General features: G+C 62.8%; 21 protein-coding genes and 1 pseudogene. 11 read left to right on the top strand and 11 right to left on the bottom strand.

What is annotated here, in order from left to right:
* Positions 1-52 precede the first annotated feature (52 nt).
* The 8 genes from atzF to AC0NIH_RS10425 are packed head-to-tail and all read right to left on the bottom strand — an operon-like array spanning position 53 to position 8324.
* Positions 53-1876, bottom strand: a complete 1824-nt coding sequence (gene atzF / locus AC0NIH_RS10460; protein ID WP_473467892.1) for an allophanate hydrolase — start codon at positions 1874-1876, stop codon at positions 53-55.
* Positions 1873-2223 carry a cupin domain-containing protein gene (locus tag AC0NIH_RS10455; protein ID WP_013893347.1) on the bottom strand — a complete coding sequence of 117 codons (351 nt, stop codon included), beginning with the start codon at positions 2221-2223 and terminating at the stop codon, positions 1873-1875. Before AC0NIH_RS10455 ends, atzF begins: the two co-directional genes overlap by 4 nt.
* Positions 2216-2884 (bottom strand): cysteine hydrolase family protein, encoded by a 669-nt coding sequence (locus tag AC0NIH_RS10450; RefSeq protein WP_473467894.1) that lies wholly within the window; start codon positions 2882-2884, stop codon positions 2216-2218. The genes AC0NIH_RS10455 and AC0NIH_RS10450 overlap by 8 nt, the downstream gene beginning before the upstream one ends.
* Complete coding sequence (locus tag AC0NIH_RS10445) at positions 2884-4410, bottom strand: ABC transporter ATP-binding protein (RefSeq protein WP_473467895.1); 1527 nt, start codon at positions 4408-4410, stop codon at positions 2884-2886. The genes AC0NIH_RS10450 and AC0NIH_RS10445 overlap by 1 nt, the downstream gene beginning before the upstream one ends.
* Positions 4411-4420: 10 nt before the next feature.
* Positions 4421-5116, bottom strand: a complete 696-nt coding sequence (gene biuH, locus AC0NIH_RS10440; RefSeq protein ID WP_023779533.1) for a biuret amidohydrolase — start codon at positions 5114-5116, stop codon at positions 4421-4423.
* 16 nt (positions 5117-5132) lie between these two features.
* Positions 5133-6059: an ABC transporter permease gene (locus AC0NIH_RS10435; RefSeq protein ID WP_473467897.1), complete on the bottom strand. Its 927-nt coding sequence runs from the start codon at positions 6057-6059 to the stop codon at positions 5133-5135.
* Positions 6059-7177 carry an ABC transporter permease gene (locus AC0NIH_RS10430; protein ID WP_473467899.1) on the bottom strand — a complete coding sequence of 373 codons (1119 nt, stop codon included), beginning with the start codon at positions 7175-7177 and terminating at the stop codon, positions 6059-6061. Before AC0NIH_RS10430 ends, AC0NIH_RS10435 begins: the two co-directional genes overlap by 1 nt.
* A 19-nt stretch (positions 7178-7196) precedes the next feature.
* Positions 7197-8324 carry a BMP family ABC transporter substrate-binding protein gene (locus tag AC0NIH_RS10425; RefSeq protein WP_023765229.1) on the bottom strand — a complete coding sequence of 376 codons (1128 nt, stop codon included), beginning with the start codon at positions 8322-8324 and terminating at the stop codon, positions 7197-7199.
* A 292-nt stretch (positions 8325-8616) separates the two neighbouring features.
* Here AC0NIH_RS10425 and AC0NIH_RS10420 point away from each other — a divergent pair, with 292 nt between their 5' ends.
* The gene (locus AC0NIH_RS10420; RefSeq protein ID WP_032922970.1) at positions 8617-9291 is read left to right on the top strand and encodes a GntR family transcriptional regulator; all 675 of its coding nucleotides are present in this window, start codon (positions 8617-8619) and stop codon (positions 9289-9291) included.
* An 84-nt stretch (positions 9292-9375) separates the two neighbouring features.
* Here the strand turns inward: AC0NIH_RS10420 and AC0NIH_RS10415 are convergent, their stop codons facing one another.
* Positions 9376-9588: an alkylphosphonate utilization protein gene (locus AC0NIH_RS10415; RefSeq protein WP_013893339.1), complete on the bottom strand. Its 213-nt coding sequence runs from the start codon at positions 9586-9588 to the stop codon at positions 9376-9378.
* A gap of 333 nt (positions 9589-9921) precedes the next feature.
* Here AC0NIH_RS10415 and AC0NIH_RS10410 point away from each other — a divergent pair.
* From AC0NIH_RS10410 to AC0NIH_RS10365, 10 genes and pseudogenes are all read left to right on the top strand, one after another.
* Positions 9922-10668, top strand: a pseudogene (locus AC0NIH_RS10410) (YoaK family protein); the annotation flags it as partial.
* Between the two features lie 224 nt (positions 10669-10892).
* The gene (locus AC0NIH_RS10405; protein ID WP_013893336.1) at positions 10893-11207 is read left to right on the top strand and encodes a helix-turn-helix domain-containing protein; all 315 of its coding nucleotides are present in this window, start codon (positions 10893-10895) and stop codon (positions 11205-11207) included.
* Positions 11204-13225: a hydrogenase 4 subunit B gene (gene hyfB, locus AC0NIH_RS10400; RefSeq protein ID WP_473467901.1), complete on the top strand. Its 2022-nt coding sequence runs from the start codon at positions 11204-11206 to the stop codon at positions 13223-13225. Before AC0NIH_RS10405 ends, hyfB begins: the two co-directional genes overlap by 4 nt.
* Positions 13216-14172 (top strand): respiratory chain complex I subunit 1 family protein, encoded by a 957-nt coding sequence (locus AC0NIH_RS10395; protein ID WP_473467903.1) that lies wholly within the window; start codon positions 13216-13218, stop codon positions 14170-14172. Before hyfB ends, AC0NIH_RS10395 begins: the two co-directional genes overlap by 10 nt.
* Positions 14172-14834, top strand: coding sequence for a hydrogenase-4 component E (locus AC0NIH_RS10390; protein ID WP_023765223.1), 663 nt, complete (start codon positions 14172-14174; stop codon positions 14832-14834). Before AC0NIH_RS10395 ends, AC0NIH_RS10390 begins: the two co-directional genes overlap by 1 nt.
* Complete coding sequence (locus AC0NIH_RS10385; RefSeq protein ID WP_023765222.1) at positions 14831-16282, top strand: hydrogenase 4 subunit F; 1452 nt, start codon at positions 14831-14833, stop codon at positions 16280-16282. The genes AC0NIH_RS10390 and AC0NIH_RS10385 overlap by 4 nt, the downstream gene beginning before the upstream one ends.
* Positions 16283-16300: 18 nt before the next feature.
* Entirely contained in the window at positions 16301-17818 is a 1518-nt protein-coding gene (locus tag AC0NIH_RS10380; protein ID WP_473467905.1) for a hydrogenase large subunit, read from the top strand.
* A 12-nt stretch (positions 17819-17830) separates the two neighbouring features.
* Positions 17831-18370 (top strand): NADH-quinone oxidoreductase subunit B family protein, encoded by a 540-nt coding sequence (locus AC0NIH_RS10375; RefSeq protein WP_473467907.1) that lies wholly within the window; start codon positions 17831-17833, stop codon positions 18368-18370.
* A gap of 62 nt (positions 18371-18432) precedes the next feature.
* Positions 18433-18858 carry a hypothetical protein gene (locus AC0NIH_RS10370; protein WP_473467908.1) on the top strand — a complete coding sequence of 142 codons (426 nt, stop codon included), beginning with the start codon at positions 18433-18435 and terminating at the stop codon, positions 18856-18858.
* Between the two features lie 357 nt (positions 18859-19215).
* Positions 19216-19902 (top strand): Crp/Fnr family transcriptional regulator, encoded by a 687-nt coding sequence (locus tag AC0NIH_RS10365; RefSeq protein WP_473467919.1) that lies wholly within the window; start codon positions 19216-19218, stop codon positions 19900-19902.
* Positions 19903-19930: 28 nt separating this feature from the next.
* Here the strand turns inward: AC0NIH_RS10365 and AC0NIH_RS10360 are convergent, their stop codons facing one another.
* Positions 19931-24058: a cytochrome P450 gene (locus AC0NIH_RS10360; RefSeq protein WP_473467910.1), complete on the bottom strand. Its 4128-nt coding sequence runs from the start codon at positions 24056-24058 to the stop codon at positions 19931-19933.
* A 225-nt stretch (positions 24059-24283) separates the two neighbouring features.
* Complete coding sequence (locus AC0NIH_RS10355; RefSeq protein ID WP_473467912.1) at positions 24284-26065, bottom strand: adenylate/guanylate cyclase domain-containing protein; 1782 nt, start codon at positions 26063-26065, stop codon at positions 24284-24286.
* Between the last annotated feature and the right edge of the window lie 112 nt (positions 26066-26177).

Below are 26177 nucleotides of genomic sequence, written 5' to 3'. Positions count from 1 at the left end.
TCCGGCAAGGCAAGTCTGCACGACGGTCAGATCGGGACGCCAGCGGCCAGTCCTACCGCTTTTCACTTTGATCGGCCATGTCTTTGCCGCGTGCGACAAAGCGGCGCCAGCCGCCATAGGCCGAGATGTCGGTGGCCGCCGACAGGCCTGCTGTTTCGGCGAGGAACCCCTTCGCCAACGTTCCATCATCGAGCTCGATCGTGCCGATGCCGAGCGGCGGCGGGATGGCGGCGACGAAGCGGCCGAATGCAGCCGCATCAAGTCGCCAGACCTCGACGTCGATCCGCATGCCGCCATCGGCAACGCGGATCAGCCCCGGCTTCGGCACCAACTGGCCGGCCAGAGCATAGAGCTTGTAGGCGGCGGCGGTCCTGGTCGCGCGCCCGAACTGCGCGCCAAGCTGGTTGAGCTGGCCGTTGAGCGGCATGCCCGACAGATGCGCGCCGACCACCACTAGGTCGATCAGGCCGTCGCCAGGCGGCTGGGCGGCTGGCTGCAGGCCGGGCTGCTGCCAGTCTGTGGCGCCGAGCGGGAGGCCGCTCGCCGCATGCAGGTCGCGGGCGAGCATCGCCGTCAGCGCATCGCAGCCGGCCGGCGCCAGCAAGGTGACGCTCATCGGCAGGCCGTCGCCGCGCTTGCCCGTCGGCACGGCGATGCCGCACATATCGAGCAGGTTGACGAAATTGGTATAGGTGCCGAGGCGGCTGTTGGTCTCGACGGGATCGGCGAGCACGGTAGCAGTGGTATAGTGCGTTGGGGCGGTCGGCACGCAGAACAGGTCGACCGAGGCGATGACCGGGGCGAGCTTCGCCTTGTAGCCCTGCAACGCGTAGAGGCCGCGGAAGGCGTCCGCCGCCGACAGGTTCCTGGCGCCGCCGATGATCTTGCGCGTCACCGGATGCAAGGCTGCTTCGTTGGCCTCCATGAAATCGCGGATCGCGGCATAGCGCTCGGCCACCCAGGCGCCCTCATAGAGCAGGTTGGCGGTGGCGTAGAAATCGCCGAAGGGGATTTCTACCAGCCGGCAGCCAAGCCGCGACAACATGGCAAGCGAAGCTTCGAATCCAGCCTGCATGGCCGTATCGCCGAAGAATTCGAGGTCCGCTTTTGCAGGCACGCCGACGGTCAGCACGGGCTGGAGCGTGGCGAGCGGCTGGACGGCTATGTCACGCGAATAAGGATCGGCAGCGTCGCGCGCGGCGGCAACGGAGAACACCCTATACGCATCATCGACGGTCAGCGCGAACACCGAGACGCAGTCGAGCGTGCGGCAGGCCGGCACGACTCCGGCGGCCGACAGCGCGCCGACCGTCGGCTTCAGCCCGACGATGTTGTTGAGGCCGGCCGGAATGCGTCCGGAGCCGGCGGTGTCGGTGCCAAGCGCGAAGGAGACGATGCCGCGCGCCGTCGCCACCGCCGACCCCGAGGAGGAGCCGCCTGGCACAAGCGTCTCGTCGATGGCGTTGCGCGGGATCGGCCATGGCGTGCGCACGCCGACGAGGCCGGTGGCGAACTGGTCGAGATTGGTCTTGCCGACGACCAGCGCACCGGCCGCTTTCAGCCGCGCCACGACGGTGGCGTCTTTCTCGGGCCAATAGGTGTATTCGGCGCAGGCGGCCGTCGTGGGCATGCCGGCGACGTCGATGTTGTCCTTGACGGCGAAGGGAATGCCCCAGAGCGGCTTTGCCACCGGATCGAACGGACCGAGTGCCGCGGCTTGGGCGAGGAGATCCGCCTTGGCGGCGAGATGAATCAAGATGCCGGGATCGTCGGCCGCTTCGATGCGGGTGTAGATCGTCGCGATCACATCGCCGACGGCGAGGCCTCCCCGATAGGCTGCATGCAGGCTCGCTATGTCGAAGTGGATATCGCTCATTTCGTCTCCCCCAGAATGATCACCGGCAGGTCCCACTGGATCAGCACGACGCAACCGTCCTTCGTCCACACCGAATGCTCGGTGCCGACCGGGTTCAGGATGACGCTGCCGGCGGGATAGTCACCGTTCTCGTCGCTCTGGGTGCCTTCCAGCACGACGATGGTTTCCAGCCCGACATGCCGGTGTCGCGGCACGCTGGCGCCGGACCGGTATTTCAGGATCGCGACCGACGGCTCGACCGGCCCGCCCTTCAGCAGCCAGTGCACGCTGATGCCGTCGCGGAAATGTTCGAACGCGAGATCGCGCCAGCCGCCGTCGAGCAGGCCGGCAAAGGCAAGATTAGGCATTGGCAATTCCCTCGAGCACCTGGTCGGTCGTTGCCGTCCAGCCGACGATGGCGCCCTGCGCCCGGATCATGGCTAGTGCCGCCGCCTTGAATTCGGGAAAGTAGCTTTCCGTCGCGTCCTCGGCGAGCAGGCACTCATAGCCTCGGTCATTGGCTTCGCGCATCGTCGTCTGCACGCAGACTTCGGTCGTCACCCCGGCAAAGACGAGGTGCTGGGCGCCGAGCCGCTTGAGGTCGTCACCGAAGCTGGTCGCATAGAACGCGCCCTTGCCCGGCTTTTCGATCACGATCTCGCCGGGCAGCGGCGCAAGCGCGTCGAGGATCGCCGTACCCGGCTCGCCGGCGATCAGCACGCGGCCCATCGGGCCGGCATCGCCGATGCGGATCGATGGATTGCCGCGGTTGCGCTTGGCCGGCGGCAGGTCTGAAAGATCGGGCCTGTGGCACTCCATGGTGTGGATCACCGGCAGGCCGGCGGCGCGAAAGCCCTCGATCAGCCGCTTCACCGTCGGAACGATCGCCACGACCCGGCTGACGTCGTTGCCGAGGCTGGCGCCGAAGCCACCGGGCTCGGCAAAATCGCGCTGCATGTCGATGACGACCAGCGCCATGGTGCGCAGCTTGAAGGCAAATGGGAATGGCTGCGCTGCGATTTCAGCCATCAATGATGTCCCGCCATGTGCTCGCCGATCGTCTGCACGCTCGCCTGGGCGATCGATGTCTCGTAAACCAGCGCGCCGTCGGACATGACGAGGATGCGATCGGAGAGTTCGAGCAGTTCGTCGAGATCCTCCGACATCAAAAGCACGGCGGCACCGGCATTGCGCGCCTTCATGATGCGGGCGCGGATTTCGGCCACGGCCGAGAAGTCGAGACCGAAGCACGGGTTGGAGACGATTAGCAGATCGACCTCGCCGGTGAGCTCACGAGCGAGCACGGCGCGCTGCACATTGCCGCCCGACAGCGAGGCGATCGGCGAGGACAGCGATGCGGTCTTGACCTTGAACTGCTCGACCAGGCGGGCGCTGAATGTCCTGATGGCACCGGCACTGATCCAACTCACGGGCTTGCCGTTGCCATCGATATCGAAGGTGCGGAAGGAGATGTTCTCAGCCACGGTCATCTTCGGCGCGCAGGCGTTCTTCAGCGGCTCCTCCGGGATGAGGCGGACATTGAGCGCGCGCGCCTCGGCGCGCGTCGCCGCATAGGCGGTGCCGCGCACCAGGACTTCGCCGGCATCGCGCGGGCGCTGCCCGGCCAGCACTTCGAGGAATTCCTTCTGGCCGTTGCCGGAAATGCCGGCGATGCCGACGATCTCGCCCGAGCGCACGCCGAGATCCTCGATGCGGATCGACTTCAGCCCGGTGCGGTCCGGCGCCTTCAATGCCCTGACTTTCAGCACGATCTCGGCGTTCGGCTTCGTCTCAGCACGGCTGTCGAGAGCGGCGATCGGCTGGTCGCCGATCATCATCGCCGCCATCTGCCTATGGTCGAGGTCGGCGACGCGGCCGGTGCCAGTCAGCCTGCCCTTGCGCAGCACGCTGACGTCGTCGGCGAAGGCCGTCACCTCATGGAACTTGTGCGAGATCATCAGCACGGTGAGGTCGCCCGCCTTGGTCATGGCGCGCACCAGACCCAGCACTTCCTGCGCCTCGGCGGGCGTGAGTACGGAAGTCGGCTCGTCCAGCACCAGGAAGGAGCGGCCGAGATAGAGCTGCTTGACGATCTCCAGCTTCTGCTTCTCGCCGGCGGCAAGCTCGGCCACCTTCACATCGAGCGGCAGTTTGAACGGCATCCGCTCCATGAACCGGGCAAGGCCGGCGCGCTCCTTGCGCCAGTCGATGACCCCAGGCACTTTTTCGCGCGAAATGACCAGGTTCTCGGCGCCGGTCAGCGACGGCACCAGCGTAAAATGTTGATAGACCATGCCGAGGCCGAGCGCGGAGGCATCCCTGGGGCCGGCGATCGCTGCCTCGCGGCCATCGACCAGCATGTCGCCTGATGTCGGGTGGTAGAAACCCATCATGCATTTGACCAGCGTCGACTTGCCGGCGCCGTTCTCGCCGAGCAGTGCATGGAAGGAGCCGGCGGGAACCTTGACCGAAACATTGTCGAGTGCGGTGAAGGCGCCGAAGCGCATTGTCATGCCGATGGTCTCGACGCCAACCGCTTTCCTGGTTCCGCTCATGGCAATTTCCTCACGGCAGCTGGGCGACGAGCGAGGCTGCGTTCGACACCGCGCCGAAGACGCCGCCCTGCATCTTGATCATCTTGATGGCCGCCAGATGATTGCCGTAGTCGGTGGCGCCGCAGCAATCCTCCAGCATGACGCATTCGAAGCCGCGGTCGTTGGCCTCGCGCATGGTGGTGTGGACGCAGACATCGGTGGTGATGCCGGTGAGTACGATGTTGTCGATGCCGCGCTGGTTGAGGATGAGTTCCAGGTCGGTGGCGCAGAACGAGCCCTTGCCCGGCTTGTCGATGATCGGCTCGCCCTCGGCCGGGTAGAGGTCGGGGATGATGTCCCAGCCCGGCTCGCCGCGCACCAGGATACGCCCGCAGGGACCGGGATCGCCGATGCCGGCATTGATGCGGCGCGAGCGCCAGCGCTTGTTGGCCGGCAGGTCGGCAAGGTCGGGCCGGTGGCCCTCGCGGGTGTGGATGATGGTGTAGCCCTTCTCGCGCATCGCCGACAGCACCGACTTGATCGGCTCGATCGGGGCGCGGACCAACGACAGGTCGTAACCCATGTGGTCGACATAGCCGCCCGGCCCGCAGAAATCGGTCTGCATGTCGATGATGATCAGCGCCGTGTTGTCGGGCCTGAGATCGCCATTGTAGGGCCATGGATAGGGATCGGCCTCGATGTAGCGCTGCCCGGTTCTGGCGTTCATGGCAAAACCTCCGGTCTCATTTGGTGATCGACAGTTCGCCCGGCGCGCCGGCGAGCGACCGGCTCGGCGACGAGGTGGCGATCATGATGACGAGGGTGAGGATGTACGGGGCGGCGTAGAAGAGATAGTAGCCTTGCGTGACGCCGACCGACTGCAGCGCCGGCCCGAGCGCGCCGGCGCCACCGAACAGAAGCGCTGCGGCAAAGCAGCCGAGCGGGTTCCAGCGCGCGAAGATGACCAGCGCCACCGCCATCAGCCCTTGCCCCGAGGAGATGCCTTCGGTCCAGCTGCCGGGATAGTAGAGCGACAGATAGGCGCCGCCGATCCCTGCCAGCGCGCCGCCGACGCCGGTGGCGGCGAGCCGCACCGTATTCGGATTGAGGCCCATGGCGCGGGCGGCGTCGGAACTGTCGCCGACAACGCGCAGGATCAGGCCGGCGCGGGTGTTGCGGAAGGCCCACCACAGGAACACAGCCAGTGCGGCGCCGGTCAGGAACAGCACGTTGACGTCAAGCGCCGCCTGCACCTGCGGAATGTCCGACCAGGCGCCCAATGGAATGGCCGGCAGGTCGGGCGCCGAAGGCTGGATGAAGGGCTTGCCGAAGAAGAAGGCCAGACCCGAACCGAACAGCATCAGGGCGATGCCGATGGCGATGTCGTTGACCTTCGGAAATTTGCAGATCCAGCCGTGGAACAGGCCGAAGCAGAGGCCGGCGAAGGCGGCGCCGACGAGGCCGAGCCAGGGCGAGCCGGTCTCCACCGCCACCGCATAGGCGCTCATGGCGCCGAACACCAGCGTGCCTTCGAGACCAAGGTTGATGCGGCCGGAGCGTTCGGTGATGGCTTCGCCGAGCGAGACGAAGATGAAGGGGGTAGAAACCCGGATGGCGCCGCCGAGTATGGCGAGCGGAACGCCCCAGAGGCCGATCCCGGAGGCGTCCATCAGCTGCTCCTTTGCCAGAGATCGGGGTTGAAGGCCTTGAAGCGGCCGTAGAGGGTCTCGCTGAACAGGATGACGATGAACAGCATGCCCTGGAGCACCAGAACGGTGGCGTCGGGAAGGTCCATGCGGCGCTGGATCAGTCCGCCGGACGCATCGATGCCGCCGAGCAGGAAAGCGACCGGTATGATGGCCAGCGGATTATGGCGGGCAAGGAAGGCGACGAGGATGCCGGTATAGCCATAGCCGGCGGCGAGCGAGGCGTTGGCGCTGCCCTGTACCGCCGCGACCTCCAGCATGCCGGCGAGACCTGCGAACGCGCCGGCCAGCCCGGTGAAGCCGACGATCAGCGAGCCGACGGCAAGCCCCTGCACCTGGGCCGCCCGCACATTGCCGCCGGCGATGCGTGCGGCAAAGCCCCAGCGGGTCTTTTCGATCAGCACCCAGGACACCACGCAGGCGACGACGCCGACGGCAAGGCCCCAATGCACCTCCATGCCGGGCATGTTGCCGATGCGGTAGATGTCCGCCAGCGGCTGGGTCGAGGGCTTGTTGAGCGAGGCTGGATCGCGCAACGGCCCTTCAACCAGCTGGTTCATCAGGGCAATCGCGATATAGGCCATCAGCAGGCTGGAAATGGTCTCGTTGACGGCGCGGTAATGGCGGAGCGCGCCGACGGCACCTATCCAGATGCCGCCGGCGGCCATGCCCGCCACGCCCATGACGAGGATGACAATGAGGGAGGGAGCGCCGCTGAGCGCGGTGCCGGCTGCCGCGGCGGCGACGCCGCCGAGCACGATGGCGCCCTCGCCGCCGATGACGACCAGCCCGAGCCGGGCCGGCAGCGCCACGCAGAGCGCCGCCAGCAATAGCGGTGCGGCGCGCGACAGGGAGTTCTGGACAGAGAACCACGAGCCGAAGCCGCCGCGCCACATCGTTTCATAGAGCTGGACCGGCGACTTGCCGACAGCCAGGATGAACAGGCTGAACAGCACCATGCCGACGACCAGTGCCGCGAGCGGAATGACGAAGGCTTCCGCCCGCCTGGCGATCCATTCGAGCGCCGCCGGATAACCCCTGGCCCCGAACGTCGCCGGCGCGCCTGCCACCGTGTCTGTCATGTTGCCGTCTCCGTGCGGTTCAGGCGGTCGAGCCGACGACGCCATCGACGAGATAGTCCATGCTTTCGAGCTCGATGGCGGTCTCGGCGAAGGCCTGGCCTTCGGTGGCCACGACGGCGCCCTTGTTGCTCTTCAGCGGGCCCTTGATGACGGAGAAGCCGCCCTTCATCATTTCGGCCAGCGTGGCGTCGAACTGCTTGCGCGCCGGCTCGGAGACGGCGGGACCGAGCGGGCTCATCTTGACGAACCCGTCGGCCAGGCCGCCGCGGGTGAAATTGGGCAGCGGCTTACCGGCGATGAGGTCGTCGACGAACATCTTGTAGACCTTGGCCCAGTTCCATTCGGCGCCGGTGAGGTATTTCTCGGGCGCCAGCGGGCTCTGGTTCGCGTGGTAGCCGCAGACGAAGGCGCCGCGGCCGGCGGCCGTCTCGACCACGACCTTGGGGCTGTCGACATGGCAGGTGATGACGTCAATGCCCTGGTCGACCAGTGCGTTGGTGGCCTCAGCCTCCTTGACCGCCAGCGACCACTCGCCGGTGAAGATCACCTGGCAGGTGATCGTCGGGTCGACCGAGCGCGCGCCGAGCAGGAAGGAGTTGATGTTGAGAAGCACCTGCGGGATCGGCTTGGCGGCGACGAACCCAAGCTTCTTCGACTTTGAGGTGTGGCCGGCGACGACGCCGTTGAGATACTGGCCCATGCCGATATAGCCGAAATAGGACCCGGCGTTCATCGGATGCTTGTCCTTGTTCCACATGCCGCCGCAGTGGCGGAACTGCACGTCAGGGAATTTCGCGCACATGGCCAGCATGTGGGGGTCGAAATAGCCGAAGGAGGTCGGGAAAATCAGCGAGGCGCCGTCGAGATTGATCATCGACTCCATGGTTTTCTGGACGTCGACAGTCTCGGGGACGTTCTCCTCCTCGACGACGGTGATGCCCTCGATGCCCTTCAGCGCCGCCGCACCCTCGGCATGCGCCTGGTTGTAGCCGTAGTCGTCCTTCGGCCCCACATAGATGAAGCCGACGGTGGCGGCGGCGGCGAAGGCCCTGCTGATCGGAAAGGATGCCGAAGCCAGGCCGAGCGCGGCTCCGGCGGCGGAGGTCTTGAGCAGCTCGCGGCGGTTAAGCGTGAATCTCGCGGTCATATTGAATGCTCCCCTGTAGGACCCTTCTTCCGGGCCGGTTAACATGCCATCAAGAAAGTGCATGCAATCGCTGTGCCAGTTTGTTTGGCGAAATTTATTGAACAAAATCAACTACAGCTCCAAAAGATACTGCTCATGTAGCAGGCAATTGCATGCACTTTTTGCCTTGAAAACAGCCAATTTGACAGGCAGATTAAAATAAAGGCATAGAGAGGCATATTGAGTCGAAGACGCCGCTTCGACCGACGCCACGAGAAGACGGGACGGAGGAGATTTGTCGGGGAAGCGCAGCTTGATCAGGTCGGGCACGACCGTGGATCAGATGGTGAGGGCGATCGGCGACCGGATCGTCACCGGCTTCCTGCGCCCGGGCGAAAAGCTCGATGAAACCTCGCTCGCCGCCCGCTTCGACGTGTCACGCACTCCGGTTCGGGAGGCGCTCGGGCAGCTCAGCGCCATGGGCCTGGTCGAAAGGCGCCCCAACCGCGGCGCCATCGTCGCCGTGGTGACGCAGGAGCATCTGGCCTCGATGTTCGAGAGCATGGCCGAATTGGAAGCGATCTGCGCGCGCTTCTCGGCCGAGCGCATGACCAGCAGCGAGCGCCGGGCGCTCGAGGTCGAGCACCAGGCTTCGGCGCGGATGGTACGGCTAGGCGCCGAGGAGGACTACGAGTATTTCAACACCGAGTTCCACAGCCGGCTCTATCGCGGCGCCCACAACGCTCATATCTGCGAAATGACGGTGATGACGCGGAGCCGGCTGGCGCCGTTCCGCCGTGCCCAGTTCATGCTGCCGGGGCGCCTCGCCAAGTCCTGGCAGGAGCACGACGCCATCGTCACCGCGATCATGCGCGGCGATGGCAATGCGGCAGGCCAGGCTGCCAGGGATCACGTGTCCATCGTCAGCGAAGCGAGCGCCGTGTTTGCCGTTGGCGACCAAACAAGAGCCGCGCCACAACACCAGTGATGTTTTTCCGAGAAGGGTGTCTGATTGCGGTTTCGGTGCTCTGGATTGCACTCCAGGCAACATCCCATCGAAGCTGTCGCTCTCCTACGCCTTCTTTAGAAATTCCGTTCGCAGAACCAGATTTTTGACCTTTTCGGCCCGACACTCGACCTCATCTTCGTTGCCCGTGAGGTGGATGTTCTTGATCAATGTTCCGCGTTTCAGAGTGACGGACGTGCCCTTGACTTTGAGATCCTTGATGAGCGTGACGGAATCTCCGTCACTCAAAGGGGTGCCGTTGCTGTCCTTGACTTTCATGATTTCGCTTCCTGCCGTTGTGCATTCGCCCGTTGAGGAGATCAGCGAGTTCCTCGGCATCGTGCTGGTTCATTCCAACAATGGTTCGGCTGCCCATCTCGGCGGGCCGCCCGGTAAGGGCATCGTCGACGGTCCAGGTGCCGCCCGGCTCCCGGCAAGGTTTGTAGCGTTGAATCATGATGCACGATAATCGCGCCAGTTTGCTATGCCAAGGGTGGGTCAATATTTTTCGGTTTGTATTGATGTTTTGAACATCAATGATACGATCCGGATTATCATTTCTCACACTCAGACACTGACGCCTCGATTCCGCGCGGGAGGCAAGGTTCGCTCATGATCGTGTATCTGCGCCGGTTGACCGGAAAGGAGCGGAGCGAAAGAACCGACCGGCACCTCGCTCGCTTTCTGACCTTCATCGCAGGTGCCGCCAATGCCGGTGGCTTTCTGGCGGTTCAGCAATATACGTCCCACATGTCAGGCATCGTTTCCTCGATGGCTGATCATCTGGCACTCGGCAATGTCGAACTGGTGCTTTCCGGATTGGGAGCCTTCTTGTCGTTTGTTGCCGGGGCCGCCTGTTCGGCGGTCTTGGTCAACTGGGGAAGGCGGCAAAACCTGCAGAGCGAATACGCGTTCCCGCTTGTCCTGGAAGCGATCCTGCTGATCTGTTTCGGTCTGCTCGGCAGCCATCTTGCTCGTCACGAAGCGCTGTTCGTGCCGATGACCGTGATGCTGCTTACCTTCATCATGGGGTTGCAGAACGCCATCATCACCAAGCTGTCGGAAGCCAGAATCCGGACGACGCATGTCACTGGCCTGGTGACCGACATGGGCATCGAAATCGGCAAGCTGCTTTATTGGAACATCTCGGGAAATGATTCCGACGGACTGTTCGTGAAGGCGGATCGAAGGAAGCTGAGACTGCTCGCGTCGCTTGTGGCATTGTTCTTTATCGGCGGCGTCATCGGCGCAGTGGGTTTCAAGCACGTCGGCTTTGCCGCAACGCTGTTTCTCGCAGCCATCCTCCTCGTTCTGGCCACCATGCCAGTCCTGGAGGATGTCTCCGTTCGCATGAGGCGGCTCCTGCAGTAGCTTGGCAGTCCTGCCTCAGGACCACGACAAGACTAGGTCAAGGGATGCCTCGCCGCTAAGCGTTGTGCCGCCCCTCGTGAGGGGAGCGATACCTCCACCATTGCAGCTCGCCTCGCAGATGCGTCACGCATCATTATTTGAATGCTCCCCATTTTAATATATGCTCCAACGCCCAGAGATAATACCTCAAAGCTGACAAAGGGGGTGCGACCGTGATAACTGCTCCACAGTTGCGTGCCGCAAGGGCACTCCTTGGTATCGACCAGCGCAGGCTTGCCGAATTGTCTGGCCTTTCCGTGCCGACAATTCAACGCATGGAGGCCAGTGAGTCGATTATCCGGGGCAACGTCGATTCCCTCATGAAGTTGATCGGAGCACTTGACCTCGCCGGCGTCGAATTGATCGCCGATGGCGCCTCAAGCCAGATCGGCGGGCGCGGCGTGCGGCTGAAGGCAGACTTTGATCCTGCCAAGGTTCTTGGCCGGGCAGATGCGGATGCCAAATTCCCTGTGAGGAGCGTGGCGTGATTCCGGGGGCCGCGGTCCTTCTGTGGAGCGTCGCCGCGCTCCTGGGGACCGCGGTGCTTGCGGTTTCGGAAAGCCGCAGGGCGGGACCGGCAACACGCCTGATCTATAGCTTGACGCTAGGCATATCGGCGGCCGTGCTCCTGGTTCTCGCGAGCCGCATCGCCGATGATCCCGTCACCCCGTCGACCGCCGTTTTGCCGCTTGGATTGCCATGGATCGGCGCGCATTTCCGTCTGGATGCGCTCTCGACTTTCTTCCTCGTCATCGTCAACTTCGGCGGCGCCATGGCCAGTCTTTACGGCCTCGGCTACGGCAGGCATGAGTCTGTGCCACATCGGGTGCTGCCGTTCTTCCCGGCCTTCCTCGCCGGAATGAATCTTGTCGTGCTCGCGGACGATGCCTTCACTTTCCTGCTTTCCTGGGAATTCATGTCGCTCGCTTCCTGGGCGCTCGTCATGGCGCATCATCGCGACCAGGACAATGCGCGGGCGGGCTACATCTATCTCGTGATGGCGAGCTTCGGCACGCTCGCGCTGCTGCTTGCGTTCGGCCTGTTGGCTGGCCCAGGCGGAAACTACACGTTCGAGGCGATGCGTACCGCCTCATCCACCCCGCTCGTCACTGCTTTCGTCCTGGCTCTCATGCTGTTGGGCGCCGGCTCCAAGGCTGGACTTGTTCCGCTCCACGTTTGGCTGCCGCTCGCTCACCCGGCCGCGCCAAGCCACGTCTCGGCTCTCATGAGCGGCGTCATGACCAAGGTCGCCGTCTATGGCTTCATTCGCGTTATTTTCGATCTTCTCGGTGAGCCGCCATGGTGGTCGGGCGTCGTCGTCCTTTTCTTCGGCGGCCTGACGGCGGTTCTCGGCATCCTCTACGCGCTGATGGAGAAGGACCTGAAGCGGCTTCTTGCCTACAGCACCATCGAAAACGTCGGCGTCATCTTCGTGAGCCTTGGCCTCGCGCTGGCCTTCAAAGCGAACGCCATGCCATCGGCTGCCGCGCTGGCGCTCACCGCTGCGCTGTTCCACGTCCTCAACCATTCCTTTTTCAAGAGCCTGCTGTTTTTCGGTGCGGGCGCGGTGCTGACGGCAACTGGCGAGCGGGACATGGAGAAGCTGGGCGGCCTCATCTCTCGCATGCCCCTCACTAGTTTCGCCTTTCTGGTTGGCTGCGTGGCGATCTCGGCCCTTCCACCCTTCAACGGGTTCGTCTCGGAATGGCTGGCCTTTCAGGCGATATTGCAAAGCCCCGATCTGCCGCAATGGGGCTTGAAGGTCATGGTGCCCGCCGTTGGCGGTCTGCTGGCGCTGTCAGCGGCACTGGCCTCAGCCTGCTTTGTAAAGGCGTTCGGGATCACATTCCTCGGCCGGCCACGCTCGGCCGCGGTGGAACTGGCGCACGAGGTCGACCGCTACTCGCTGGCGGCAATGTTCATTCTCGCCGCACTTTGTCTGCTTGCCGGCATTCTGCCGGGTCTTGTCATAGACGGCCTATCCTCGGTGACACTACCGCTGATTGGCAGCCGGATGCCTGTGCAGATGGCGCAACCTTGGCTGTCGATCGTGCCGATTGCAGCGAGCCGCAGTTCCTACAACGGCCTGCTGGTGTTCCTGTTCATCGCCTTTTCCGCATCCGCGGCGGCATATGTAATCCACCGTTTCGCGTCGCATGCACTGCGTCGGGGTCCAGCCTGGGGTTGTGGCTTCCCGGATGTCGTCCCCACCTCGCAGTACACGGCCGTCAGCTTCGCGCAGCCTATCCGTCGCGTGTTCGGCACGTTCGTATTCCGTGCAAGGGAAACGGTCGAAATGGTGGCGCCTGGCGAAACCGGGCCGGCGCGTTTGCATGTCGAAATGCATGATGTGATCTGGGAGACGCTCTATCAGCCGATCGCCAGGGCCGTCGATTTTGCGACCGACCGCCTCAACCATCTGCAGTTCCTGACGATCCGGCGCTACCTGACGCTCGTTTTCCTCTTTCTCATTGTCCTGCTGCTGGTGCTCGCACTATGGCCATGATCCTTGAGTTGGCCGTTCAAGGCGCGCAGATGGCGCTGGTGCTGTTGCTGGCGCCGCTCCTGACTGGCTTCGTGCGCAAGGTGAAGGCACGACTCTTGCGCCGCCAGGGCCCTTCCCTGGTCCAACCCTACCGCGATCTGCTGCGGCTGATGCGCAAGGAAGTCGTTCTGGCGGACAACGCGTCCTGGCTGTTTCGCGTGACACCCTATTTGATCTTTGCCTCCACCTGGGTCGCCGCCGCGCTTATCCCGACATTCGCTACCGGCCTCACCTTCAGTTGGACCACCGATCTGATAGCCATCGTCGCGCTGCTTGGAAGCGCTCGGTTCTTCCTGGCGCTGGCGGGGATGGACATCGGCACGAGCTTTGGCGGCATAGGTTCGAGCCGCGAGGTAATGATCGCTTCGCTGGCCGAGCCCGCCATGCTGCTGATCGTGTTCAGCCTGGCGCTCGTTGCCGGAGCGACGCAGTTGTCCACGGTCGCCGCCTTCATGGGCTCGCCGCAGGTTGGGCTGCGGGTATCGCTCGGCATGTCGCTCATTGCCCTCGTGATGGTAGCGGTCGCCGAAAACGCGCGCATTCCGGTGGACAATCCAGCGACCCACCTGGAACTCACCATGGTCCACGAAGCGATGGTCTTGGAATATTCCGGCCGCCATCTGGCGATGATCGAGTTCGCAGCCTTCCTCAAGCTCCTGCTCTATGTGTCGCTGATTTCCTGCGTCTTCCTGCCTTGGGGAGCGGCGACTACCGGTGCAGGACTGCAATCCCTTGCCGCGGGTGTCGTCACCTATATCGGCAAACTTACCGTCTGCGGGGTGCTGCTCGCCGTGTTCGAGACAGCCATCGCCAAGATGCGCGTCTTCCGTGTCCCGGATTTCCTGGGCGCGGCGTTGATGCTTGCCTTGCTCGCCACGCTCCTCCGGTTTGTCTCCCGGAGCCTGTGATGACCGGTCTCACCTTCGATATCGCTCATCTGCTCGCCGGCGGCCTCGTCCTGGTCAGCTTCATGATGCTGTACCAGGACCGTCTCTTTGCGCTGATCAATGTTTTTGCGCTTCATGCAATCGTGCTCGCCATGTCCGTGGCTTGGCAGGCCTACATCCAGGACGCCCATCATCTCTACGTCACGGCGGCAATCGCGCTTATCTTCAAGGCGATCGTCATTCCCGTCGGGCTTCATCGCATCATTCAGCGGCTCGGCATCCATCGCGATATCGAGACAGCCGTCGGGATCGGTCCGACCATGCTTGCCGGAATAGGTCTGGTGGCCCTGTCCATGGTCCTGATGTTGCGGGTAACACCCGAAGCCGACCCCCTCGCCCGTGAGGATCTGGCCTTCGCGCTGTCCATCATTTTGCTAGGGCTGCTGGTGATGGTCACCCGCCGGAATGCCGTCAGCCAGGTTGTCGGGTTCATGTCGCTCGAGAACGGCCTGGTCCTTGCCGCCACGGGGGCAAAGGGCATGCCGCTGGTCGTCGAGATCAGCGTCGCCTTCTCGATCCTTATCGCCTTCATCGTCATCGGGGTCTTCCTGTTCCGCATCCGCGAGAGGTTCGACTCGGTGGATGTCGGTGCCCTCGACGATTACCGGGGAGAGCACCGTTGACCGTGTTTTCCCTCGATGCGGTGGCCGCCATTTTGCTGATACCGGTCATCTCGGCCGCGCTTCTGGCGGTGCTGCCGAACTACCGGATATCGGCAGGCCTCAATGTCGCCGCGAGCTTGCTGACCTTGCTCGCTGCAATGTCGCTGTTGGTCACGGATCGGCTGCAGCCAGGTCAATACCTGCTCGTCGACGATCTCAATGTCGTTTTCATCGTGCTCAACACATTCGTCGGTTTCACGACCAGCGTCTTCAGCGCCTCCTACATCGCGCATGAGCTGGATACCGGGCGACTGACCGCGGCCAATCTGCGATTCTACCACGCGATGTACCAGATCATGATGTTCGGCATGAACCTGGCGTTCGTCTCGAACAACATCGGCTTGATGTGGGTAGCGGTGGAGCTTGCCACGCTGACCACCGTGCTCATGGTCGGCATCTATCGCACGCACGAAGCGCTGGAGGCCGCCTGGAAATATTTCATTCTGGGCAGCGTCGGCATCGCGCTCGCGCTGTTTGGCACCATCCTCGTCTACATGGCCGCACAGCCGGTTGTTGGCGAGGGCACGAATGCCATGGTCTGGACGGTGCTCATCGCTCACGCCGCGCGCTTCGATCCGGCTCTGCTCAATGTCGCCTTCGTCTTCCTGCTGCTCGGCTACGGGACCAAGGTCGGCCTTGCGCCCTTGCATGCCTGGCTGCCAGACGCGCATGCCGAGGGTCCCACGCCGATTTCCGCGGTGCTGTCGGGCTTGCTGTTAAACGTCGCCCTCTATGCCGTGCTACGCTTCAAGCTGTTGCTCGCGGCAAGCCCTGAAGCGATCGCGCCTGGGCCGCTGATGATCACGATGGGGCTGACGTCGCTTGTTTTCGCGGCCTTCATGCTCTATCGCCGCCGCGACATAAAACGCCTGTTCGCGTACTCCTCGATCGAGCACATGGGCATCATCGTGTTCGCCTTCGGCATGGGTGGCCCGCTCGCCAATTTTGCCGGACTGCTGCATATGGTCATGCATAGCCTGACCAAGTCGGCGATCTTTTTCACGGTCGGCCACATTGCCCAAGTCAAGGGGACACAGAACATCGCCGAGATCCGTGGGCTGACGGAGACACATCCGGCGCTCGGCTGGGCGCTCGTCATCGGCGTCGTTGCCATTGCCGGCCTCCCTCCGCTCGGCATCTTCATGAGCGAATTCCTGGTCGTGAGTTCGACATTTGCAAGACACCCCCTGCTGGCGATGCCGTTGGTGTTTGGGATTCTGCTCGCTTTCGGAGCCCTGCTGCTTCGACTAACCGGCGTCGCTTTCGGCGAACCGCGCGGCAGCACAGCGCCCGCCGAGGCGTCCTACATTCCGATGTATTCCCATTTGGCGTTGGTGTTTGCCGCCGGCATCTACCTGCCACCACCGCTGGTCACCTGGTTCCAGCATGTCGCAGCTATCCTGGGGTGAGCGGAGGAGAGAAAGAGCATGCCCGCGCTGATCGACCTCATCCTTGCTGGCCAACGTGTCGAAAATCATTTCCCATGGTCACGCGCCGTGGTGACTTCGAAAAAATGGGACTTTGCCATCGAGCAATTGGCCGAGGGCCACTGGAGCCTGCTCGGCCTATGGGGTGAGCCAGGCGCCGTCCACATGGCACTTCATGACGAAAATGCCGGAGACATCGGCGTTGTCAGCCTGGAGTGCCCGAATGGCCGCTACCCATCGGTCGGCCGGCTGCATCCGCCCGCCCTGCGGCTCGAACGCGCGGCCGCTGACCTGTTCGGGCTTCTGCCGCAAGGCGCGCCTGATACGAGACCGTGGCTTGATCATGGCTATTGGGGTGTTAGCCATCCGTTGAGTACCCGCGCCCGGCCGCCGGCTGCGACAGCCTCCCCCTATCCTTTCCTGTCGGCCGAGGGAGAGAGCCTGCACCAGATACCGGTCGGGCCTGTGCATGCCGGCATCATCGAGCCGGGGCATTTTCGATTTACGGCGAGTGGCGAAACGGTCGTCCGGCTGGAGGAGCGCCTCGGATACGCACACAAAGGCATAGAAGGCTTGATGGCGGGCTCCGATATCGACCGTGCAGCCAAACTGGCGGGCAGAACCTCTGGCGACAGTACCGTGGCATACTCCCTCGCCTTCGCGCGCGCGGTCGAAGCGGCGTTGGGTGTCGAGGTTCCCCCACGCGCGATCTGGCTGCGAGCGCTCATGGCCGAGCTGGAGCGCCTGGCCAACCATCTGGGCGACATCGGCGCTATCTGCAATGATGCCGCCTTCGCGCTCATGCATGCCCACTGTGGGGTGCTGCGTGAGCGCGTATTGCGGGCAAGCGATGCTGCCTTCGGCCATCGTCTGATGCGCGACCGCATCGTGCCGGGAGGCGTGGCAGCCAACCTGAGCGATGACGGGGCAACAGCGCTTTGGTCCCTGATCGCAGAGATCAGGCAGCGGTTTCCCGCACTGGTCGAGCTCTACGACAACACCGCGTCGCTGCAGGATCGGACAGTCGCAACCGGCCGGCTGAAGGTGGAACTTGCTCGACAATATCGGGCCGGAGGGTATGTCGGCCGGGCCTCCGGTCGGGATTTCGATGCGCGGCGAAGTCTCGCCTACCCTCCCTATGACACGCTCAACTTCGATGTGCCTCTCCTTCAGGAAGGCGACGTGAACGCCCGTGTCTGGATTCGCATCCGCGAGGTCGAACAGGGCTTGTCCCTGGTCGAGCAGATCTTGCGACAACTGCCGGATGGACCGATCCGCGTCGACGTCTCTCAGACAGGCGGGCCGCATGAAGGCATGGCGCTCGTCGAAGGTTTCCGGGGCGACATTCTGGCCTGGCTGCGCATCGGCAAAAGCGGCCTGATCGAGCGTTGTCACCTGCGCGATCCCTCTTGGTTTCAATGGCCGCTGCTTGAAGCCGCTATCGAAGGAAACATCGTTGCCGACTTTCCGCTGTGCAACAAATCGTTCAACTGCTCTTATTCGGGCCATGATCTCTGAAGGCACGCTGTCATGCGCAAGCTTCTTTTTGAAAGCCTGATACGCCGCCCTCTTACCGAGCGTCCGCCGTTGACAAGCGGCACGGCGGTCGACGAACTCGCACGCGCGCTCGATGGGGCCGCTCGCAAACGATTGGGGCGAAGCCTGTCGATCCGGGCGGTCGATGCCGGTTCCTGCAACGGCTGCGAACTCGAGATGCACGCGCTGAACAACGCCTTCTATGACATCGAGCGTTTTGGAATCCGGTTCGTCGCCTCGCCGCGCCATGCCGATGTACTGCTCGTTACCGGACCGGTCACAAAAAACATGCGAGAGGCATTGAAGCGAACCTACGACGCAACACCCAACCCAAAATGGGTGGTCGCACTTGGAGATTGCGCAAGCAATGGCGGCTGTTTTGCGGGCAGCTACGCCGTGATGCGCGGCGTATCGGAGGCCTTGCCCGTCGATCTGCACATTCCAGGTTGTCCGCCACCGCCAATCGAAATTTTGAAAGGCCTGCTCACTTTGCTTGAGGGGGTGAATTCGAAGACCGGTGCCGTCCGAAGCTGACACGGCGCCCAGCAGTGCCGTTGGCCGCCCGGCGATTTCGACTTCGATCCAGCCGATCCTCGATGGATCTCGAAACACCGCAACGGTTTCGATCAAGTGCTTTTCGAGCTTCTGTGACCACCTTCACAGACCGCCAGGAGATTTCCAGACAGAAGTGTGACCCAGCGGAACTGGCCACCTTCGATCGGCCTTCCGCCAATTTAGAATTTGTTTCTAACCTGGGGCGAACAGATGCGGATCTCGTTTGCGTGCGGCTCGTTTCTCGCCGCGGCTTTTACCTCCGCCGATGGCACCGACGGATACCTACGTCCTTGTCACGACCATCTTCGACGCTGCCGTCGACACCAAATTGGAGCTTTGCCCAATGCAAGGCACTGGCCCACGGCCGTGCCGAGATCGTCGTGCGGATCGCACGCGCCGATCTTGGCGGTTTGAACAAGGCGGTCGGCACGGATATGCCGGGCGCACTGCCGTCTGCACGTTTATAGGTGTACCTCCAGCCGTGCGTGCAGACGGCCCTCTACAAATAGTGCTGGTCGGGAGATCAATCCGTCGAGCGGCAAAACACGCGGTTGCAGGTGCCGATGTTTGGAGATCGTGACTGCCGCATCCTTCGTGTCAGTCAAAGAGTCGAGAAAGAGATCATTCGCGGGCTGGGTTTCTCGTACAGCCACTGGTTGAGCTGTTCGGCCGCGATTCAGGAAGGGCGCTGGGGCGAGAGGGGATCGGGCTTTCCGGTCCCCTTTCTGCTGTCAGAAGGGGCACGATTCAAAATGACATTTGCTTTGATCGATCACCCGGTTGTCATACAATCAATCCGGTCACGACAACACCGGGAAGCCTTCATGCCAGCCGCCAGTGCGAACGCCAGACAGGATCTGCCGCACCTGGCGCGCATCGATCCGAGCCAGTTCGACCTCCTTTTCAGCGGCTGCAAGCTCGAACGCTATGCCGCCGGCCAGCATCTGTTCCTCCAGGAAGACGCTGCCGACCGTATCTTCGGTGTGATGAGCGGCACAGTGGAGATCTCGATCTATTCGCCGGATGGCCAGAAGCTGGTCGCCAATATCGAGCTGTCGCGCAGCTTGGTCGGAGAGATCGGCGCGCTCGATGGGCGCCCGCGCACGGCCACGGCGATATGCCTCACAGCATGCGAGCTGGTTTCGCTCAGCCGGACACATCTGTTTGATCGAATTGAGAAAAACCCATCCCTGGCGCGTGCCATGATCGAACTGTTGTGTGCAAGGTTGCGCTGGGTCAGTGGCGAGCTCGGTGACCAGGCTTTTTTCGGTATCGAGGCGAGGCTGGCAAAACGACTGGTCTTTCTGGAGGGTGTCATGGCCGACGGCGCGGGCTGGATATCGATCTCGCAATCCGAACTGGGTGAATTCCTTGGCGTCACCAGAGAGTCGATCAACAAGACACTCAACGATTGGCGCAGCCGGCGGGTCATCGCCATCAGGCGCGGCGGCCTGCGCATATCCGACGCTGGCGCGCTTCGTCGTATTGCCGAGTCGCAAGACGACTACTGACGGCGCCCACAATTGATGTGCCGGGAGATCAGAGTCGCGAAATCAGAAACCGCAATGCCGACCTGCTCGGCATGAAGAAATAGCCGCCTCCCCGGGTGGTCACGAATTGCGGGATACCTTTCAGCACCGTCACCTTTTCCCAGGATGGTATGGTGAACCTGCCGTTGCCGTCGCGCGACCCGATCGTCGGATCTTTTTCGGCCACAAGCCCCTGGAACGAGGTCGATGATACCCAGGTCTGCTGGATGAATTCGTACTGCCGCTCGATATCCGCATTGAGGCACATGAAGAGCAGTCCTTTTTCGACCTTGCCCCCCTTCTTGCCCTGTTTTTCGTAGCTGCGACCGACCCGGATGATCCGATGGCGCTTGCCGATCCTGATCTGCGTTTCACGGTCCTCACCCAGCGAATCGCGAGGATTCGACCGCCGGACGTGAGCACCCAGCGGGCAGCGGTGCCCTTGGGGATCCTCGGTGCCGAAAGCAAAGTCATTATCGGCACCGCGCCCCGGCCGGCCGTCGGGATTGCGCACTAGCGAGCTGCCATCGGGCCAGCGGCCAAGCATCTTGGCGGCAACCCAACGCGGGGTAATGGCCGGGTCGTCGGTCTCGCTGGCCGCCTGTACCGCCGCCGCCTTGCAATACGCGTTGAAAGTATCGACGTGCTGCTCGAACTGGCGCATGACGAGGAAGGTGCCGTTGCGGCCGAAGTCGCGGCGCGGCGGCGGCAGGCCTGGTATCTGCCGGTTGCGGCGGACCGCCGAGAGGATACCGGTCCGGTCGAGCGACGCCTCGACAGAGGGCGATGCCGGATAGAAACCGTGCTCGTCGCGATAGCCGAACAGAAACTCGCCGGGCGCGACAAGATGCATGGGTGCCGCGCCAACGTTGGCGCGGGCGGTTCCCCTGACGATCGGCTGTGAGACGCCGTCGACGAAGCCAAAGTGCTCGACGGCGCGCTTGCCGTCGCGCTTGGTCGCGAGCGGCAGCTCCGAGACGAGGTCCATCCCCGCTGCCGCCAGCTTTGCCTTTGCGGTGCCGACCTCGACCTTCAATCGCTCCGGGCTTTCCGCATAGCAGACGACCACCGCGTCAACCGGCTTTTGCGGCGAACCCCATTGCCACTTCTGAGGCACGCTATCGCCGAGATCGTCGAGGATGCGGCTGCGCTCGGGATTGCCCATGCCGTGGCGAAAGGCGACGGGGAATGTGTCGAGCGGATTGTCATCGACGCTGCCGTCCAGCCCGAGACGACGAAGGCCATCGGGGCCGAACGCAACGGTCATCGCCCGCCCCGCCGGCACGCCGTCGCCGAAGCTGGTCTGCTCGACAACGAATTCCAGCCAGGCCCTGCGCCTGCCCCCGGAAAGGTTTTCCGGTATGGCCATCGCCAGCATATGGGCATGCCCCAACGATCCGAACGGACCGAAGAACAAGGACTGGATCTCACCGGTCTCCAATTGTTCGACGGGCAACGGGTCGGGCGCTGCTGGTCCGACGTCCGCCTTCCTGGCCTGAGGGCGCGGCAGGGAGCCGAACAGGCTCAGCCAGTCACGCGCCCCACTGCCGGTCGCGGTGGCGATGCCGTGCCTGATCCTGGAATTGGCGCGAATGCGCAACGTGTTGAGAGCAGGATAGGCCGAATACCAGAACAGCGTAGGCACCTGCTGGCGGCGCGCCCAGCGCTTGAAACGGTCGCCGTCGCGGGCGCCATCAAGGAAAAGCCAGCGTGTGCGAGGATAACCCTCGGTGTTGCTCCATACGCCCGTCAGGCCGGCGGCGGCCTTGGCGATGAAATCCTCGAGATAGCTTTCCCAGCTGCCGCCATAGTTGGAGAAGAACATCAGCCTGTTGGTGCCGGGCAACAGCACCCATCGGGCAAAATGGATGGTGTTGATGGTGGCAAGGAACCCCGGCCTGAAGACCTTCTGCGCCGAGATCGAGATCAGGTAGAACGACAGCCTGAGCGCCAGCCTCCGCAATATGCCGACCTTCATGCTCGATATCGCCGTGAGATGGTTCTGGGCTTGCCCAGGCTGGTCTTCGCGGGCCAGAATCTTGTCGAGATCGCCGAGATCGACCGGCGTGCTGTGCGGCAGATCAATGTCTTCGAGGCGGCGCAAGGCGAGAAAGCACAGACCGAGGATCACCGCTGCCAGCGCCAGGATTCCGAGCACGGCCAATAAAAGCGCAGTGCCGGCTATGGCAATGGTGCCTAGTGTGAAACCGGGCGGATCGCCGAACACCAGCACATAGGTCATCCACCAGAAGGCGAGCACCAGCACGGCGACTGCGGCCAGCACGGCCGGCGCCAGCAGCGTGGTTGTTATGGCTTGCCACCATTTTCCGGGGGGCCGTTCGAGCAAGCTTTCGGCAGGCTCGAATGCCCAGTCGAATTTTCCCAGGGACCGAACATACCGACGGGCTTCCTCAAGCGCGGCCGCCGCTCCGCCCTTGGTGGCGCACGGCTGTTCGACCAGCAGGCGAACTGCATCGGCAAGTTCGGCTTCCGCCAGGATGCGCTGCACCGAATGGCCCGGTGTACCGGAAAAAACCAGTCCGGCGTTGCTGCCGAAAGATAGTGAAATCTCGACATTGTGCTTGCGCAGGAATGCGTCCAAGGCGAGGCCGTCAGGCAGGTCGCAGACGTCCTTCAGGATTGGCCGCAGCCTGTCCCCGATGGCATGCGCAACAGCATTGATGACATCCTCAGTGCTGCCGTCGCCGGATACCTCCAGGACAAGCGCTCCTTTCCCATCGGCGGGGGCATTGCCCGCCTCGCCGGTTGGAACAACAGCCAGGCTGGCGAAATGGATGATGCCGGTGGCATTGAGCGCGGCACGAATCTCGTCGCTGGCAGGGTTGCCGAACCCGGCGACCTCTTCGCGGATGGCGTCCAGCGACGCAGGCAGGGTGATCGGGCACACCACCGTCACCATCGAATGGGTGACCGTGCGGCAAAGAGCAGTCGGCTCGAAATCGACCTTCAGGCTGTCCGGATAGGCGCCGATATGCGTCATCCTGCCGGCCTTGCCGCGCGCGCGGCGGACATTGTTCTTCTGGAACAGGGCGCGAAGGCTTTCGCCAATCTGAATCCTGGCGATTTCGGCGCCGATGCATTGATGAATGCCGTAACCGAAGACCAGGTAATCGCGATGCGGGCGCGACGTGTCAAAGTGATTGGGGCTTTGCACGGCCTCGGGATCGAACATCGCCGACAGCGTTGCCGGCATGACCACCGTTCCAGCCTTCACCAGGCGCTCGCGGCGCGTGCCCATGGCGATGGTTGCGTCGCGCGCGGTGTAACGCCAGGGACCAATCCAGATAGGCTTGAAGCGCATGGCTTCCAAAATGGCTCTGTCCAGGCTGCCTGTGTCGTTCTTGGCCAAGGCTGCATCGATGGCCCGGCGCGCATCGGCGCGGGACAGGATCACGTCGAGGCAGTTGCCGCCGGCGAGCACATTGGTCGGGACAAAGCCGGCGATCATGCCAAGCATGATCGAATGAATGTCGGGAAGCGAGAGGCGATCCTGATCCATGAGATCGACAAGCCTTGCCAGCGGCAGCCGATCCTTGGTCCCCTTCCTCTCGCGGATCGCATCAATGGAGCGGTCGATCACCCTGATCAGCCGGTCGCCAGCCACCACCGCGAGCTGACGCGTGGTGGGGCTTGCCGTCGGGTCCGAAAAAAACAGCGCACTCAACGCTATGGCCCAATCGGCAAACTCGGATTCATCGTCGATCTCGAGGCCGAAGTAATCGCGGCAGATGCGCACCGGAACGATCTTTATCAGTTCCGCTATCGCATCGAAGCCGGGGCTTGCGCGCATCATTATTTCTTGTGAATGCCTCGCGGCGATCGGCCTGACCAGGGCCTCGACTTCTCCCGGTGGGAAAGCGCCCAGCACCGACGATTTCATGCGCCGGTAATCGGCGCCGTCCTGCATGCCGAGAATGAAGTTCGATCCGCGTGCCAGTTCGGCCATTTCCGGCCCGTAAGGCGTCTCGAATTCGTCGCCGCGCTCCAGTATCTCACGGACGTCCGCATTCCTGGTTACGAGCAGGAAGTTGCCGATGGCGAGATTGGGCCAGAACCTGCGCAGCAGCGCCAGCATCCAGCGCGGATCATTGAAGAGAACGCCGATGATACGCGACATGATACCCTTGGAGCGGAGTCGCTCCAGATCGAATGGCGGCATTTCGGTTAGTGGGCGCTGGTTTTCTTGTCCGGCCCGGACGGCGTCGAAATACTTTAAACGGATCATGCGCGTTCAAGCCCCCCGGCTGTCCACGTCATTGCGATGCCGGCTAACCCATGGCTAGGTTTGCAGCCTTCTCGCGTATGTGAATACTTTCACAGTTGTCGGCATTCGGCACCTCAATTAATCATCGCTCACGGCGGATTTGAAATTCGCGATGAGAAATTCGTTTGCCGCTTTGTCCACGAACGGTATCCAGCGCACCCTCTGCTCCGAAAAATCCGGATGTCGTGTCATAAGTATAGCCAGCTCCCGCATGGCCTCTTGCTTGCGCCCGCTCCTCGCCAAGGCGCCAATCTTCAGAAACCGGGAATAGAAATAGCCGGGCGACAGATCGAGCGATCGGTCCGCGGTAGAGATCGCCGATGGCCAATCCTCTAGGAAACTGTAAGCTGTGGCCAATTCCCCCAGATTGTGGAACCGGTAGAGGTCAAACGGGCTCAACCGCTCCGTCTCGACGAAGAACGGTATTGCACCGGCGGCATCGCCCAGCAGCAGGCGCGCGCTGCCCATCGCCGAGTGCGCAAAGGCGAAGCTTGGATTGATGTGAAGCGCTTCCTCGAGATGATCGACCGCCGATGCGGGCCGCCCTCTCATGATGTCCATGACGCCGAGATGAGCGTGCGGGCGGGCATCAAGGCTGTCCATGAGCAAGGCTTTGCGTGAATATTGCTTGACCTTGTCCAGATCGTCACTGTCGCCGAACCGCAGCCAGGCTCGCCAAAAATACCACCATGCCAGTTCGTTCAGCACCGCACTCGAATTCGGATCTTCCCGGTAAGCCTTTTCGAAAAACTCCAGCGCGATTTCAGTGTCGCCGCGTGTGCGCCGATTCATATGCCAGCGTCCACGCCGCACCAATTGCCACGTTTCCAGACTTTCCCACGGCACCTGGAAAGTCCGCGCCTGTTCGGCCCGGTCGACCTCCTTGTCGAGGATCGAGACGATCTCCGCGCCGATCTCGTCGCGCAGACTGAAGATGTCGGCCAGCGCGCGATCGAAGCGTTGCGACCATACCAATCTGCCGTTTGACACGTCGGCAAGCGATGTTGTCAGACGAATCCGCTCATCGTTGCGCATCAGCGTGCCGCTGACGATGTAGCGTGCACCAAGGGCATTGCCGATAACGCGCGTTCCCAAGGTGTCGTCGCGAAACTGGAAGCTTGAGTTCTTGGCAATCACCGAGAGCCATCTTCTGTGGGAAAGCCCGTAAATGATGTCTTCGGCTATGCCGTCGGCCATATAGCCGACGTCGCGCTCGCCTCCATCGCCCTGGAACGGCAGCACGGCGATCGCGGGTGGACCTTTGGGCGACACGTTCTGCCGACCATTGACGGAAGGGATTGCCGCCATCAGCGCCGGTGGCGGTGAGAGGTTGCCGCCGCGCCTCGCAATCAAAACGCGCACCGGCAGCGCGATATTCTTCAGCATGAGTTCGCCGAGGTCGGTGAATTCAGCCGCTGTCTTGTCCTTCACGTGGTGCCAAGTGGTTTCCGACACGGCGAGACCATCGTGGGGCGCGAATTCCTGGATCCTGGCTGCGATGTTGACGTCGTCGCCATAAAGCCGGCCTTCACGGACGATGACATCACCCGTGTTGATGCCGGCGCGAAACGGCATGCGCATGGGTTCGTCCAGGGATGAATTGAGCGTGACAATTCGATCCTGAAAATCGAACGCCGCGCGCAGCGCCTCGATCGGATTGCCGAATTCGGCCATGACGCTGTCGCCAGCATCGCCGAAGGTGCGGCCGCCGAAGGTGCTGCAGCTCTCGGCGATGATGTCGCGTCGTTCCTCGAAGGCAGCGACAGCCGATTCATCGTCAAGACCCATCAACCGTGAAAATCCAACGGCATCGATGGAGACGATCGTCGCCAGCTGACGGGTGTAATTCCGTTCAGCCATGTTTGAGTCCCGATTCCTTCTGGTCCTGCTGCAGCACAGGCGACCACCCGCTCCTGAACCTTCGTCGCGTTGCTGTGAGAATCGTCCTGGCAGGTGCGCCCGCGCCGATATC

The organism is Mesorhizobium sp. WSM1386, from assembly GCF_055901595.1.
The sequence above is the reverse complement of the archived record's forward strand: the minus strand, read 5'-3'. Positions and strand labels throughout refer to the sequence as shown.

Coding starts and splice junctions, on each gene's coding strand:
- AC0NIH_RS10415 (WP_013893339.1), bottom strand. CDS start 9,588: ATGAAAGTCAAGGACAGCAACGGCACCCCTTTGAGTGACGGAGATTCC.
- AC0NIH_RS10370 (WP_473467908.1), top strand. CDS start 18,433: ATGGATCTCGAAACACCGCAACGGTTTCGATCAAGTGCTTTTCGAGCT.
- AC0NIH_RS10425 (WP_023765229.1), bottom strand. CDS start 8,324: ATGACCGCGAGATTCACGCTTAACCGCCGCGAGCTGCTCAAGACCTCC.
- AC0NIH_RS10355 (WP_473467912.1), bottom strand. CDS start 26,065: ATGGCTGAACGGAATTACACCCGTCAGCTGGCGACGATCGTCTCCATC.
- AC0NIH_RS10360 (WP_473467910.1), bottom strand. CDS start 24,058: ATGTCGCGTATCATCGGCGTTCTCTTCAATGATCCGCGCTGGATGCTG.
- atzF (WP_473467892.1), bottom strand. CDS start 1,876: ATGAGCGATATCCACTTCGACATAGCGAGCCTGCATGCAGCCTATCGG.
- AC0NIH_RS10375 (WP_473467907.1), top strand. CDS start 17,831: ATGCGCAAGCTTCTTTTTGAAAGCCTGATACGCCGCCCTCTTACCGAG.
- AC0NIH_RS10445 (WP_473467895.1), bottom strand. CDS start 4,410: ATGAGCGGAACCAGGAAAGCGGTTGGCGTCGAGACCATCGGCATGACA.
- AC0NIH_RS10435 (WP_473467897.1), bottom strand. CDS start 6,059: ATGGACGCCTCCGGGATCGGCCTCTGGGGCGTTCCGCTCGCCATACTC.
- AC0NIH_RS10380 (WP_473467905.1), top strand. CDS start 16,301: ATGCCCGCGCTGATCGACCTCATCCTTGCTGGCCAACGTGTCGAAAAT.
- AC0NIH_RS10365 (WP_473467919.1), top strand. CDS start 19,216: ATGCCAGCCGCCAGTGCGAACGCCAGACAGGATCTGCCGCACCTGGCG.
- AC0NIH_RS10455 (WP_013893347.1), bottom strand. CDS start 2,223: ATGCCTAATCTTGCCTTTGCCGGCCTGCTCGACGGCGGCTGGCGCGAT.
- AC0NIH_RS10395 (WP_473467903.1), top strand. CDS start 13,216: ATGGCCATGATCCTTGAGTTGGCCGTTCAAGGCGCGCAGATGGCGCTG.
- AC0NIH_RS10430 (WP_473467899.1), bottom strand. CDS start 7,177: ATGACAGACACGGTGGCAGGCGCGCCGGCGACGTTCGGGGCCAGGGGT.
- AC0NIH_RS10390 (WP_023765223.1), top strand. CDS start 14,172: ATGACCGGTCTCACCTTCGATATCGCTCATCTGCTCGCCGGCGGCCTC.
- AC0NIH_RS10450 (WP_473467894.1), bottom strand. CDS start 2,884: ATGGCTGAAATCGCAGCGCAGCCATTCCCATTTGCCTTCAAGCTGCGC.
- biuH (WP_023779533.1), bottom strand. CDS start 5,116: ATGAACGCCAGAACCGGGCAGCGCTACATCGAGGCCGATCCCTATCCA.